The sequence below is a fragment of the Streptomyces sp. NPDC047072 genome, from assembly GCF_040643855.1.
In the GTDB taxonomy this organism is placed as follows: domain Bacteria; phylum Actinomycetota; class Actinomycetes; order Streptomycetales; family Streptomycetaceae; genus Streptomyces.
This window is the reverse complement of the sequence record NZ_JBEYVC010000069.1, coordinates 36908-51068: the sequence shown is the minus strand read 5'-3', so window position 1 is coordinate 51068 and position 14161 is coordinate 36908. Positions and strand designations below refer to the sequence as shown.

General features: G+C 72.8%; 7 protein-coding genes. All 7 read left to right on the top strand.

The features are described from left to right. Positions 1–1311 (top strand): methyltransferase (locus tag ABZ896_RS26970; protein WP_360934254.1); only part of this gene is annotated, 1311 nt, incomplete at its 5' end. Between the two features lie 165 nt (positions 1312–1476). Next, on the top strand, positions 1477–4134 hold the full coding sequence (locus ABZ896_RS26965; protein ID WP_360934251.1) for a protein kinase: 2658 nt from the start codon (positions 1477–1479) through the stop codon (positions 4132–4134). A 213-nt stretch (positions 4135–4347) separates the two neighbouring features. After that, the gene (locus tag ABZ896_RS26960; protein WP_360934248.1) at positions 4348–4545 is read left to right on the top strand and encodes a hypothetical protein; all 198 of its coding nucleotides are present in this window, start codon (positions 4348–4350) and stop codon (positions 4543–4545) included. A 246-nt stretch (positions 4546–4791) separates the two neighbouring features. After that, entirely contained in the window at positions 4792–7623 is a 2832-nt protein-coding gene (topA, locus tag ABZ896_RS26955; RefSeq protein ID WP_360934245.1) for a type I DNA topoisomerase, read from the top strand. Between the two features lie 124 nt (positions 7624–7747). Continuing rightward, positions 7748–10945 carry a dTMP kinase gene (tmk, locus tag ABZ896_RS26950; protein ID WP_360934242.1) on the top strand — a complete coding sequence of 1066 codons (3198 nt, stop codon included), beginning with the start codon at positions 7748–7750 and terminating at the stop codon, positions 10943–10945. 201 nt (positions 10946–11146) lie between these two features. Continuing rightward, the gene (locus ABZ896_RS26945; protein WP_360934239.1) at positions 11147–12355 is read left to right on the top strand and encodes a DNA polymerase III subunit delta'; all 1209 of its coding nucleotides are present in this window, start codon (positions 11147–11149) and stop codon (positions 12353–12355) included. Positions 12356–12510: 155 nt separating this feature from the next. Beyond that, positions 12511–14076 (top strand): alpha/beta hydrolase, encoded by a 1566-nt coding sequence (locus tag ABZ896_RS26940; RefSeq protein ID WP_360934236.1) that lies wholly within the window; start codon positions 12511–12513, stop codon positions 14074–14076. The last annotated feature ends 85 nt before the right edge of the window (positions 14077–14161 follow it).

The window sequence follows — 14161 nt, the reverse complement described above, 5'->3', positions numbered from 1 at the left end:
GTGAGCGTCCCGGCGTCCTTGAACTTCCGCATCATCGCGCTGAGGAAGATGTGCTCGGTGGAGGCGGCTCTGGAGAGCGGCTGGCTGGTGCGGGTGGGCTCTGAAGAGGTCGCCGCGACCGTCGACGTACGGCCCTACGGTGGGCCCGACGGCGAGGACTGGTACATCGTGTCCGACCTGGGCTGCGCCGTCGGCGGGGCGGGCGGCATCGGCAGCCGCGAGGAGGGCGTCGTCCTCGGCGTCGGCGGCGCCTCCACGACCCTCGCGGGCATCACCGTGCGTACGGCCGTCCCCGCCGCCCTCGACCTCGGCGCCGGGTCCGGCATCCAGGCCCTGCACGCCGTGCAGCACGCCACGCGCGTGACGGCGACCGATCTCAACCCGCGCGCGCTGCACATCACCGCGCTCACCCTCGCGCTCTCCGGCGCCCCGGCGGCCGACCTGCGCGAGGGCTCGCTCTTCGAGCCGGTCCGCGACGACGAGACCTACGACCTGATCGTCTCCAACCCGCCCTTCGTGATCTCGCCCGGTGCGCGGCTGACGTACCGGGACGGCGGGATGGGCGGGGACGATCTGTGCCGCTCGCTCGTTCAGGGAGCGGGGGAACGGCTGAACGAGGGCGGGTTCGCGCAGTTCCTCGCCAACTGGCAGCACGTGGAGGGGGAGGACTGGCAGGACCGGCTCAGGTCGTGGGTGCCGCGCGGCTGCGACGCGTGGATCGTCCAGCGCGAGGTGCAGGACATCACGCAGTACGCCGAGCTGTGGCTGCGCGACGCCGGTGACCACCGGGGCGACCCGGTCGAGTACCAGGCGCTCTACGACGCCTGGCTGGACGAGTTCGAGGCGCGCAAGGTGAAGGCCGTGGGCTTCGGCTGGATCACCCTGCGCAGGACGGGGGCCGCCGAGCCCTCGGTCACCGTGGAGGAGTGGCCGCACCCGGTCGAGCAGCCGCTCGGCGACACCGTGCGCGCGCATTTCGAGCGCCTGGACTTCCTGCGCCGGCACGACGACGCGGCCCTGCTGGAGACCCACTTCAGGCTGGCCTCCGAGATCGTCCAGGAGCAGGTCGGGCTGCCCGGCGCCGAGGACCCCGAGCACGTGGTGCTGCGCCAGAACCGCGGGATGCGCCGGGCCACCAAGGTGGACACGGTCGGCGCGGGCTTCGCCGGTGTGTGCGACGGCTCGCTGAGCGCCGGGCGGATCCTGGACGCCATCGCGCAACTCGTCGGCGAGGACCCGGTACTGCTGCGCGACCGCACGCCCGCGCAGATCCGGCTGCTGGTGGAACAGGGGTTCCTGGAGCCGGCGTGATCGTGCCTCCTGGGGCAGGTGCGCCCGCGTGACACCTCTGTGCCTGGTCTGGCCCGATTGACCCCGAAAAGGTCTCCTGTCAGTGGGGCGTGCGAAGCTACCTTCTAGGGACGAACTACGCGCGTTCTCGGGGGAGGCGCGCCGTCCCGTTCGGGGGGAGGCGTGATGGCGGGGGAGACGCCGGATCAGGGTGAGGGCAGGGTCGTGGGCGGGCGGTACCGCCTGCTGCGGACGCTCGGCGCGGGCGGCATGGGCCGCGTCTGGCTGGCTCACGACGACGAACTGGCCTGCGAGGTCGCGATGAAGGAGATCGCGCTTCCGGACGGGCCGATGGACGCCGACGAGCCCGCCCAGCGGATCGCGCGGGCCCGCAGCGAGGCCCGGCACGCGGCGCGGCTGCGGGGGCATCCGCATGTGGCGACCGTGCACGACGTGGTGGTGCACGAGGGGCTGCCCTGGATCGTCATGGAGTACGTGCCGGACGCGGTGGACCTCCAGGCGGTCGTACGGCGCTCCGGGCCGCTGCCGCCCGCACAGGTGGCCCGGATCGGCCTCGCCGTGCTCGACGCGCTGACCGCCGGGCACCGCATCGGCATCCTCCACAGGGATGTGAAACCGGCCAACATCCTTCTGGCGCCGGACGCTTCGGGCGACCCCTACGCGCGCGTGCTGCTCACCGACTACGGCATCGCGCTCCAACCCGAGTCCCGTGAGCCGCGGTTGACGGCCACGGCGGGGATCCTCGGCACGCCGGGGTACCTCGCGCCGGAGCGCGCGCGGGGCGAGCCGCCCACGCCCGCCGCGGACCTGTTCTCGCTCGGCGCCACGCTCTACTCGGCCGTCGAGGGCCGCGGCCCCTTCGACCGACACGGCGAGTACGCCACGCTGACGGCTCTGCTGGGCGAGGACCCGACCCCGCCCGTCCGCGCCGGCGAACTCGCTCCGGTGCTGCTGGGGTTGCTGGTCAAGGACCCGGTGCGGAGGTTTTCGCCGGAGGCGGTGAAGCGGGGGCTGGAGCGGGTGACGTGGGGGGTGGCCGGCGCGCCGGGATGGGGGGCGGGGGCTGGGGGAGCGGGTGCGGATCCGCCTGGCGGTTGGGGTGGTCGGGTTACGCCGGGGACGCCTGGTACTCCGCAGACGCCTGGCGTGCCCACACCTGGGGTGCCGTCGACTCCGGGGGCGCCGCACACTCCGGTGGGTGGTACGGGGGGTTCGGCCATGCCGGGGGCCGGCGGGTCGGGAGCGGGTGTCGGGGGCTTCGGGGGCGGAGGGCCGGTCGACAGTGTGCCTGGGGGTGGCGGCTCCGGGCCGGGCGGATTCGCCGATGCCACGCCGGGTGGCGGAGGCGGAGAGGCGGGCGCCGGCGGGTTCTCGGCCGGTGGACCGCCGACGCCTGGGGCGGCCGGGGCCGGAGTGCCCGGGCCCGGCCCCGGAGCACCTGGGCGGGTCGGCCCCGGAACACCTGGGCAGGCCGGGTCCGGGGCGTCGCCGTACGCCGCGTGGCCGCCGCCGGTGCCGAACGGGCCGGAACCGGGTAACCCCTATGCGCAGAGCCCTGGTTCGCCGTATCAGGGCGGGCCGTACGCGGGCGGTGGGGCGCAGCCGTCGTACGGGAGCGAGAGCTCGCAGGGGAGCTACGGCGGCGGAGGTCCGCAGACACCGCAGGGGGCCTACGGGGGCGGGGGTGCGCCTTCGGGGCCGTACGCGAGTGTCCCGCCGCCCTACGGAGGCGGTGGCGGCTCGGCGGCGTTCGGGGGGTACGGCGGGCCTGCGGGACCCAACTCGCCCACCGTCGTGGGCAGTCCCGTCGGACCCGGCGGTCGGGGCGGTCCGGGTGGTTCGAGCGGTCCAGGTGGTTTGGGTGGTCCGGGCGGGCCAGGTGGGCCCGGTGGTTCCGGTGGGCCGATGCCGTCCCCGCCGTCCGCCGCCAAGAAGCGGCTCGCGATCGTCGCGCTCGTCCTCGGGATCGTGCTCGTCATCGCGGGCGGGACCTGGGGGATCCTGTCGTTGACCGGCGACGACGGGGGGAAGAAGGAGGCCGCGACCAAGGTCTCGCCCGGCGCGAGCACGTCGAGCGGGACGCCCGCGCCCACCGGGCCCGTGCTGCCGTACGGCGATGTCGTGGGGCTGGACACCCCCCTGGAGACCGGCGACTGCGTGCAGGCGGTGTGGTCGGGGACGCCGTTCAGGTCCGCGCCGAACCTCGGTGTCGTGGACTGCGCGGACGACTACCCGGACGGCCAGGTCGTGGCCGTCGACACCGCCACCGACTTCGCCGACGCGCGGGCCCAGGGCGCGAAACGCTGCGCGAACCTGAGCCGGCCGGTGGTGGACGCGCTGCCGGACGCGGCCGGGTACGCCGTCGTACCGACGAAGGAGGGGTTCGCGGCGGCCGACAGCGGTACGGCATGTCTCGTACTCGGGCGCCATGCCGCGATAGGCGGCGAGGTGGGCCGTTTCCGGGACCAGGGCACGGACTTGTGGGTCGGTCAGATGAGCATCGGCGACTGCTGGATCTACCAGGACACCGACGACAGCTACAAGTCACTGCTCACCGAGTGTTCGAAACCCCACACCGATCAGGTGATCGGCATCGCCCAGGCCCCGGCCGGAATGAGCTTCAAGAAGGGCACCGACAACGCGACCAAGCTGTGCGGCAACAAATTCGAGTCGACCTGGGCCCCGGGGCAGGAGCGGGTCGTCTACGGCTGGATAGCCGGTGAGGACGACTGGAAGAAGGGATTCACCAAGGTCGTCTGCACCGTGAGCAGGACCGACAACGAGAAGACGACCGGGAGGATACCCGCGCCAGGGGCGGTCTGACGGGCGGTCTGCGAGGCGGTCCAAGGGCCGGCCCCGAGGGCGAATCCCGGTCGGATCGCGGACTTGTTCCGACGGGGATTCCGCGCCGGATCCGGGTGCTCCGCGGCCGCGTCGGCCGGCCGTTCACCCGGGATTCGCCTGGGCGCCGCTCGGGGGTGCCAGTCTCCACCGGAAGGACACGCGCGGGCGGCGGCGGAAGGGGGACGGGGAGTCATGGAGAGCGGACCGGCGATCTTCGCGGGAGTGGTGTTCGCCCTGTTCGGAGGCTGTCTGCTGGTGTGGACGGCGATCCGTGTACGACACCGCGAACCGGTCGTCCTCGGTGTGAGCCCCGTCGCATCGGCGACCGTCGCGACCCTCGCCGCGCTGACCGCGCTGGCCCTCGGAACGTGGTGCCTCACCCAGCTCTAGGGCCTCCTCACGAGCCGTCCGGCCGGTAATGGGGGGATCACCCTCCGGATAGTCTCGAAAAGGCCGGTGGGTACTCCGGGCGGCAGGAATGGCGGTAGTCGGGTTACCGTTCGAGTGGCCGTTGCGGGCTTTTCCCGTTTGACACGGGGGCGGGATGTACCGTCACACTCCGCAGCGTCAGCATGACCCGACCCCGGGAACCAAGGCCTGGGGAGACCCCAGCGTCGACCGGAGAGAAGAGCGAAGTTGTCCCCGACCAGCGAGACCGCGAAGGGCGGCCGCCGACTCGTCATCGTCGAGTCGCCAGCCAAGGCGAAGACGATCAAGGGCTATCTGGGCCCTGGTTACGTCGTCGAGGCGAGCGTCGGGCACATCCGCGACCTCCCCAACGGCGCCGCCGAGGTGCCCGAGAAGTACACCGGAGAGGCCCGCCGGCTCGGCGTGGACGTCGACCGCGACTTCGAGCCCATCTATGTCGTCAACGCCGACAAGAGGGCGCAGGTCAAGAAGCTCAAGGACCTGCTGAAGGACTCCGACGAGCTCTTCCTGGCCACCGATGAGGACCGCGAGGGCGAGGCGATCGCCTGGCACCTCCAGGAGGTGCTCAAGCCCAAGGTCCCGGTCAAGCGGATGGTCTTCCACGAGATCACCAAGGACGCGATCCGGGCCGCCGTCGCCAACCCGCGCGAGCTGAACCAGAAGCTGGTCGACGCCCAGGAGACCCGCCGCATCCTCGACCGTCTCTACGGCTATGAGGTCTCGCCGGTCCTGTGGAAGAAGGTCATGCCGCGGCTGTCGGCGGGCCGTGTCCAGTCGGTCGCCACCCGTCTAGTGGTGGAGCGGGAACGCGAGCGCATCGCGTTTCGTTCTGCTGAGTACTGGGACCTGACGGGCACCTTCGCGACCGGCCGCGCGGGGGATCCGTCGGACCCGTCGTCGCTGGTCGCCCGCCTCCAGACCGTCGACGGCAGGCGGGTCGCGCAGGGCCGCGACTTCGACTCCCTGGGACAACTCAAGAGCGCGCAGGTCCTCCACCTCGACGAGGCGAACGCCCGCGCCCTGGCCGCCGCCCTGGAGCAGACGCGATTCGCGGTCCGCTCGGTCGAGTCGAAGCCGTACCGCCGCTCGCCGTACGCCCCCTTCCGTACGACGACCCTCCAGCAGGAGGCGAGCCGCAAGCTCGGCTTCGGCGCGAAGGCGACCATGCAGGTGGCCCAGAAGCTGTACGAGAACGGCTTCATCACCTATATGCGTACGGACTCCACGACCCTCAGCGACACCGCCGTGACCGCCGCCCGCGCCCAGGTCACCCAGCTCTACGGCGCCGACTACCTGCCGTCGGCCCCGCGGACGTACGCCGGCAAGGTCAAGAACGCCCAGGAGGCGCACGAGGCGATCCGCCCGTCGGGTGATCGTTTCCGCACCCCGGCCGAGACCGGCCTGACCGGCGACCAGTTCAAGCTCTACGAGCTGATCTGGAAGCGCACGGTCGCCTCGCAGATGAAGGACGCGACCGGCAACAGCGTCACGGTCAAGATCGGTGGCACCGCCGCCGACGGCCGGGACGTCGAGTTCAGCGCCTCCGGCAAGACGATCACCTTCCACGGCTTCCTCAAGGCCTACGTCGAAGGCGCCGACGACCCGAACGCCGAGTTGGACGACCGCGAGCGCCGGCTGCCGCAGGTCGCCGAGGGCGACGCCCTGAGCGCCGAGGAGATCACGGTCGACGGGCACGCCACCAAGCCCCCGGCCCGCTACACCGAGGCCAGCCTGGTCAAGGAGCTCGAAGAGCGAGAGATCGGCCGTCCGTCGACGTACGCCTCGATCATCGGCACCATCCTCGACCGCGGCTACGTCTTCAAGAAGGGCACGGCCCTCGTGCCGTCCTTCCTGTCCTTCGCCGTGGTCAACCTCCTGGAGAAGCACTTCGGGCGGCTCGTCGACTACGACTTCACCGCCCGGATGGAGGACGACCTCGACCGCATCGCGGCCGGTCAGGCGCAGTCCGTGCCGTGGCTGAGGCGCTTCTACTTCGGCGAGGGCGAGGCCATCGCCACGGGCGGCGCGGCCGACGCGGGCAACGGCGACGGGGACCACCTCGGCGGCCTCAAGGAGCTGGTGACCGACCTGGGCGCGATCGACGCGCGCGAGGTGTCCTCGTTCCCGGTGGGCAACGACATCGTGCTCAGGGTCGGCCGCTACGGCCCGTACATCGAGCGCGGCGAGAAGGACTCCGAGAACCACCAGCGGGCCGACGTGCCCGAGGACCTGGCCCCGGACGAGCTGTCCGTCGAGCTCGCGGAGGAGCTGCTCGCCAAGCCGAGCGGCGACTTCGAGCTGGGCGCCGACCCGCAGACCGGCCACCAGATCATCGCCCGCGACGGCCGCTACGGCCCGTACGTCACCGAGGTGCTCCCCGAGGGCACTCCGAAGACCGGCAAGAACGCCGTGAAGCCGCGGACGGCCTCGCTGTTCAAGTCGATGTCCCTGGACACGGTGACGCTCGCGGACGCGCTCAAGCTGATGTCGCTGCCGCGCGTCGTCGGCGCCGACGCCGAGGGCCAGGAGATCACCGCGCAGAACGGCCGCTACGGGCCGTATCTGAAGAAGGGCACGGACTCGCGCTCGCTGCAGACCGAGGACCAGCTCTTCACGATCACCCTCGAAGAGGCGCTGGAGATCTACTCCCAGCCCAAGCAGCGCGGCCGGGCCGCCGCCAAGCCGCCGCTGAAGGAGCTGGGCGCGGACCCGGTCAGCGGGAAGCCGGTCGTGGTCAAGGACGGCCGTTTCGGACCGTATGTGACCGACGGGGAGACCAACGCGACGCTGCGCTCCGGCGACAGCGTCGAGGAGATCACCCCGGAGCGCGGCTTCGAACTGCTCGCCGAGAAGCGGGCGAAGGCGCCCGCCAAGAAGACGGCGAAGAAGGCGCCCGCGAAGAAGGCCCCGGCCAAGAAGGCGACGGCCGCCAAGAAGACCGCGGCGAAGACCACCACGGCCGCGAAGAAGACGGCGGCCAAGAAGACGACCGCGGCCGCGAAGAAGGCGACGGCGGCCAAGGCGGCGTCGGAGGACTGAGTTTCGGCCCGGTTCCTCCACTCAGGCTTCGCAAAGCGAACGTCCCGGCATCACTTTGGTGTCGGGACGTGCGCACGTCAGGACGGGCGCCCGGGCTGTCGGTGGCTGCCGATAGGCTGAAAGCATGACCAGTGCCGAGCAGCCAACGGCCCCTCACCCGGCCCCCGACGACGCCCTGACCGCGGACTCCCGCGAGCGCGCCGTCAGCGCCCTGCTGCGCAGGCCCCAGCCGAAACGGCTGTGGAGCGCGCATCTCGTGGGCTCGGTCGGCGACACCCTCGCGCTTCTGGTGCTGGTGGTGCTCGCCCTCCAGGCGGCCATCGCCCAGGGCTCGTTCGGCGGCGGCTACCGAGGCGTGGCGTTCGCGGTGGCGACCGTCTTCGGGGTGCGCGTTCTGGCCACCCTGCTCTTCGGCGCGGTCCTGCTGGGACCGCTGACCGCGCTCACCTCCCAGGAGGGCCCGCTCGACCGCCGCTGGACCATGGTCGGCGCGGACGGCGTCCGGGCGGCGCTGCTGATCGTCGCGCCCCTGTGGATCGACTGGACGCCGGACAACGCCCTGGCGATGCTCCTGGTCACCGCCTTCGTGACCGGAGTCGCCGAGCGCTTTTGGACGGTGTGCCGCGAGAGCGCGGCCCCCGCCCTGCTGCCGGCCCCGCCGCCGGAGGGCGCGACCGTACGACCGCTGCCGGACCACCTCGACGCCCTGCGCCGTCTGTCGCTGCGCACCGCCTTCGCGGCGATCCCGCTGGCGGCCGCCGTGCTCGTCGCCGCGGCCCTCGTCAACAACCTGCTGGGCACCGGCCTCGACTGGTTCGGCCAGCACCAGGCGGCCCTCGGGTCGTACGTCGCGGCCGGTCTGTTCGCCGCCTCCCTGAACCTGCTGGTCTTCCTGGAGCTGCCCGACACCCGCACCCCGCGCGCGCGTTCACCGCTGGAGGGGCTGCGCCGGCCCAAGGCGGGCACCGATGTCGACAAGGGCCGTACCGGCGCGATCCCGCTGCTGGTGCCGGCCTGCGCGGCCGTCGCCGGGGCGATCGCGGCCGCCGTGTCCGTCGCCGTCCTGCACGCCAAGGACCTGGGCGGTGGCCCTGTGCTCTACGGCCTGCTGGTGCTCGGCCTGACCGGCGGAGTCGTCGTCGGCATCCGTACGGCTCCCGCCGTGCTGCCCGCGCTGTCGCGCCGTCGGCTGCTCGCGCTGGCGATCGCCTTCACCGGCGTCGCCCTGCTGGCCGCCGGGCTCGTCCCGGACGTCACCACCGTCCTGCTGATCCTGGCGCTGGCCGGCATCGGCGCGGGCGTGGCCGCCAACACCGGGCACACCCTGCTCGACCAGGAGACCGAGGACCAGCGCCGCGGACGCATCACGGAGCACCTGCACGCCGTGGTCCGGGTGTGCGTGGCGCTCGGCGCGCTTCTCGCCCCCCTGGTCGCGGCGCTCATCGGGCCGCACCGGCTGGAGAACGGCAGGTTCGTCTTCGCGCACGGCGGCGCCGCGTTCACCCTGATGCTGGTCGGCGCGCTGCTGCTGCCCGTGGCCGCGCTGGTGCTGGCCAAGGTCGACGACCGCTCCGGCGTACCGCTCAGGCACGACCTGCGGGACGCGCTGCTCGGCGGCGACGACCCGGAGACGCTGCCCGCCGCGAACGGCTTCTTCATCGCCCTGGAGGGCGGCGACGGCGCCGGGAAGTCCACCCAGGCCGAGGCGCTCGCCGAGTGGATCAGGGCCAAGGGCCACGAGGTCGTGGTGACCCGCGAGCCGGGCGCGACGCCGGTCGGCAAGCGGCTGCGATCGATCCTGCTGGACGTGTCCTCGGCGGGGCTTTCGCACCGCGCGGAGGCGCTGCTGTACGCGGCGGACCGCGCGGAGCACGTGGACACCGTCGTGCGGCCCGCGCTGGAGCGCGGCGCGGTGGTCATCTCCGACCGGTACATCGACTCCTCGGTGGCCTACCAGGGCGCCGGGCGCGACCTGTCGCCGACCGAGATCGCCCGCATCAACCGCTGGGCCACCGACGGACTCGTCCCGCACTTGACCGTCCTGCTGGACATCTCGCCCGAGAGCGCCCGCGAGCGGTTCACCGAGGCGCCGGACCGGCTGGAGTCGGAGCCCGCGGAGTTCCACGCGCGCGTGCGCTCCGGATTCCTCACGCTGGCCGCGGCCGACCCCGGGCGCTACCTGGTCGTGGACGCGGGACAGGAGCCCGAGGGCGTCACCACCGTCGTACGCCATCGCCTCGACCAGATGCTGCCGCTGTCCGAGCAGGAGATCCGGGAGCAGGAGGAGGCCCGGCGCAAGGCCGAGGAGGAAGCGCGCCGCAAGGCCGAGGAAGAGGCCGCGCGCAAGGCCGAGGAGGAGCGCCTGGAGCGCGAGCGCCAGGAGCAGCTCGCCCGGCTGAAGGCAGAGGAGGAAGAGCGCAAGCGGCGCGAGCTGGAGGAGGCGCAGCGGCGCGAGGCCGAGCGGCAGGCCGAGGAGGCCCGGCAGCGGGCCGAGGAAGCGCGCAAGCGGGCCGAGGAGGAACAGGCCCGGCTCCTCGCCGAGGAGAAGGCGCGCGCCGAGGCGGAGGCCCGGCGCAAGGCCGAGGAGGACGCGCGGCGAAAGCGTGCCGAGGAGGAGGCGCGGCTGCGTGCCGAGGCCGAGGCGCGGCGGCTGGAGAAGCAGCGCAAGGCCGAGGAGGCGTTGCTGCGCGCGGAGGAGGCACGGCGGCTCGCCGAGCAGGCCGCGGCGGCCGCGGAGGCGGGGCCGAAGACGCCGGTCGCGGGGGCGGCCGGGGTGGATGCGGCGACCGTACCGACGCCGGTGGTGACGCCGACGAACGCGTCCGGGGGGCCGGTGGACGAGACGGCTGTGCTGCCTCGGGTGCGGATGGACAAGGACGAGGCGGAGGCGGAGGCTGACGCCGGGTCCGGGTCCGGGTCCGGTTCCGGTGAGGCCGATGGGAGCGACTCCGAGGTGACGGCGGAGCTGCCGGTGCCGCCGCCGGGTTCCGCCGATGAGACGGCTGTGCTGCCGCCGGTGCCTCCGGCGGGGGCTGCGGACGAGACGGCTGTGTTGCCGCCGGTGCCTCCGGCGGGGGCTGCGGACGAGACCGCCGTACTGCCTCGTGTGCCTGGGGAGCCGGCTGCGGATCGGGTGCCGCCAGGGTACTTCCGGGACGAGGAGCGGACGCGGGAGTTGCCGCAGGTCGATGAGCAGGGGGCGCCTCGGCGGAGGGCTCGGCCGGACTGGGCCGAGGAGACGCCGTTGGACGATCTGCCGTCGTTGGCGGATGAGTTGCTCGGTCCGCATGACGACGACTACAGGGATGGTCGGCGGCGCTGAGGGTTTGTGGGGCCGGGTTGTCGGGTGCGGGTTTCGTCGTGGCCGGTCGCGCCCACGCGGCGGAGCCGCAGATCGATACAGCCCCGCGCCCCTAAAAGCAGTGGGTACAGCTGGGCGTGCCCATCAGCCCGGCCCGTTGTCAGTGCCACCCCTCACAATGGATTCCGCAACGCCGTACGGGACGAAAGGCGGGCGTGACCCATGAGCGTGTGGGACGACCTGGTCGGGCAGGAGAGGGTGAGTGCGCAGCTCGGGGCTGCCGCTCGGGACGCCGACGCCCTCGTCACCGCGGCCGGTACCGACACCCCGCCGCCCGAGGCGTCGAAGAAGATGACGCACGCCTGGTTGTTCACGGGCCCGCCGGGGGCCGGGAGGAACCAGGCGGCCCGTGCCTTCGCCGCCGCGCTGCAGTGCGTCAGCCCGGACCGGGCACTCGGCGGCGCCCCGGGATGCGGGTTCTGCGACGGCTGCCATACGACGCTGATCGGGACCCACGCCGACATCACATCGGTCGCCGCCGTCGGCACCCAGATCCTCGCCGACGACATGCGCGACACCGTACGCAAGTCGTTCACCTCGCCGGCGAACGGCCGCTGGCAGGTCATCCTCGTCGAGGACGCCGAGCGGCTGAACGAGAAGTCGGCCAACGCCGTCCTGAAGGCCGTGGAGGAACCCGCCCCGCGTACGGTGTGGCTGCTGTGCGCCCCCTCCATCGAGGACGTCCTGCCGACCATCCGCTCCCGCTGCCGCCACCTGAACCTGAGCACACCGTCCGTCGAGGCCGTCGCCGACCTGCTCGTCCGCCGGGAGGGCGTCGAACCGGCCGCGGCCATGGCGGCGGCCCGCGCCACCCAGGGTCATGTCGACCGGGCCCGTCGTCTCGCCACCGACCCCGCCGCGCGCGAGCGCCGCGCTGCCGTGCTGAAGCTGCCGTTGCGCGTAGAGGACATCGGCGGCTGTCTCAAGGCCGCGCAGGAACTCGTCGACGCGGCGGCCGAGGACGCCAAGCAGCTCGCCGAGGAGATGGACGGCAAGGAGACCGAGGAGCTGAAGGCCGCGCTCGGCGCCGCTCAGGGCGGCCGGATGCCGCGCGGCACCGCGGGCGTGATGAAGGACCTGGAGGACAAGCAGAAGCGCCGCAGAACCCGTACGCAGCGCGACAGCCTCGACCTCGCCCTGACCGACCTGACCGGCTTCTACCGCGATGTCCTCGCGCTCCAGCTCGGCTCCCGCGTCGCCCTGTCCAACGCGGACGCCGAGGACGCCCTGGAGCGGCTCGCCCGCGGCGGCTCCCCGGAGTCCACGCTCCGCCGGATCGAGGCGATCGCGGCCTGCCGGGACGCCCTGGACCGCAATGTGGCGCCGCTGCTGGCGGTGGAGGCGATGACGATGGCGCTCAGAGCGGGCTGAGGGCGGGGCCCGGCGGGCGGCGCCGGCGAGAGGGACGGCGAGGTGCCGGGGCTCACGGCGTCAATGGGAAGGCGCCAGGCTTCGCGGAGTCACCCGTACGAGCCCTTTTGGGTACGGAGGGCAACTGATCCACTGCGTGCGGTTACGCTCGCCTGATGCACACCCGGCGTACCCTCCGCACCGGCGGCACCCTTCTGGCAGCCGCCCTTCTCGTCTCCGCCTGCTCCTCCGCGGCCTCGACGAGTTCCGCCACCTCCGCCGCCGACGTGGCGCTGGCCGCCCTGCCGAAGGCGACACCGGCCGCCCTCGCGCCGTACTACGCGCAAAAGGCGCGCTGGCGCAGCTGCGGGGTCCCCGGGTTCGAGTGCGCCACGCTCAAGGCGCCGCTCGACTACGACAAGCCGGGCGACGGGGACGTACGCCTGGCCGTGGCCCGCAAGAAGGCCACCGGGCCAGGGAAGCGCCTGGGGTCGCTGCTCGTCAACCCGGGCGGGCCCGGCGGCTCGGCGATCGGCTACCTCCAGGCGTACGCGGGGATCGGCTACCCGGCCGAGGTCCGGGCCCGTTACGACATGGTCGCGGTCGACCCACGGGGAGTCGCCCGCAGCGAGCCCGTGGAGTGCCTCGACGGGCGGGACATGGACACGTACACCCAGACGGACATCACCCCCGACGACGGGCACGAGACCACCGAACTCGTCGACGCCTACAAGAAATTCGCCGAGGGTTGCGGGGAGCGCTCGGCCAAGCTGCTGCGCCATGTGTCGACGGTTGAGGCGGCCCGGGACATGGACATCGTGCGGGCGGCGCTGGGCGACGCGAAGCTGAACTACGTGGGGGCGTCGTACGGGACGTTCCTCGGGGCGACGTACGCGGGGCTCTTCCCCGAGCGCGCGGGCCGGCTGGTGCTGGACGGGGCGATGGACCCCTCGCTGCCCGCGCGCCGGATGAACCTCGACCAGACGGCGGGGTTCGAGACGGCGTTCCAGTCCTTCGCGAAGGACTGCGTGCAGCAGTCGGACTGCCCGCTGGGCGGGAGGGCGACGACGCCGGCCGAGGTGGGCCGCAACCTCAAGGCGTTCTTCGAGAAGCTCGACGCGCATCCGATCCCCACGGGGGACGCGGACGGGCGCCGGCTCGGTGAGGCGCTCGCCACCACCGGGGTGATCGCGGCGATGTACGACGAGGGGGCGTGGGCGCAGCTGCGCGAGGCGCTGACCTCGGCGATGAAGGAGAACGACGGCGCCGGGCTGCTCGTCCTCGCCGACAGCTACTACGAGCGGGACGCGGACGGGCGCTACACCAACCTGATGTTCGCCAACGCGGCCGTGAACTGCCTCGACCTCCCGGCGGCCTTCGACAGCCCGGAGGAGGTCGAGAAGGCGCTGCCGTCCTTCGAGAAGGCGTCGCCCGTCTTCGGCGAGGGCCTGGCCTGGTCCTCCCTCAACTGCGCGTACTGGCCGGTGAAGGCGACGGGGGAGGCGCACCGTATCGAGGCGAAGGGGGCCGCGCCGATCGTGGTGGTCGGCACGACGCGGGACCCGGCGACGCCGTACCGGTGGGCTCGCGCCCTGGCCTCCCAGCTCTCCTCGGCGCGCCTGCTCACGTACGAGGGCGACGGGCACACGGCGTACGGCCGCGGCAGCTCCTGCATCGACTCCGCGATCGACACGTACCTGCTCCGCGGGACGCCTCCGGTGAACGGAAAGCGCTGCTCATAGCGGTGCGGTCGGCCCCGGGGCCCTGCTCCCGGGGCCGGTACGGAGCACCCCCGGAAACTGTGTAGACTTACCGACGTTGCTGATC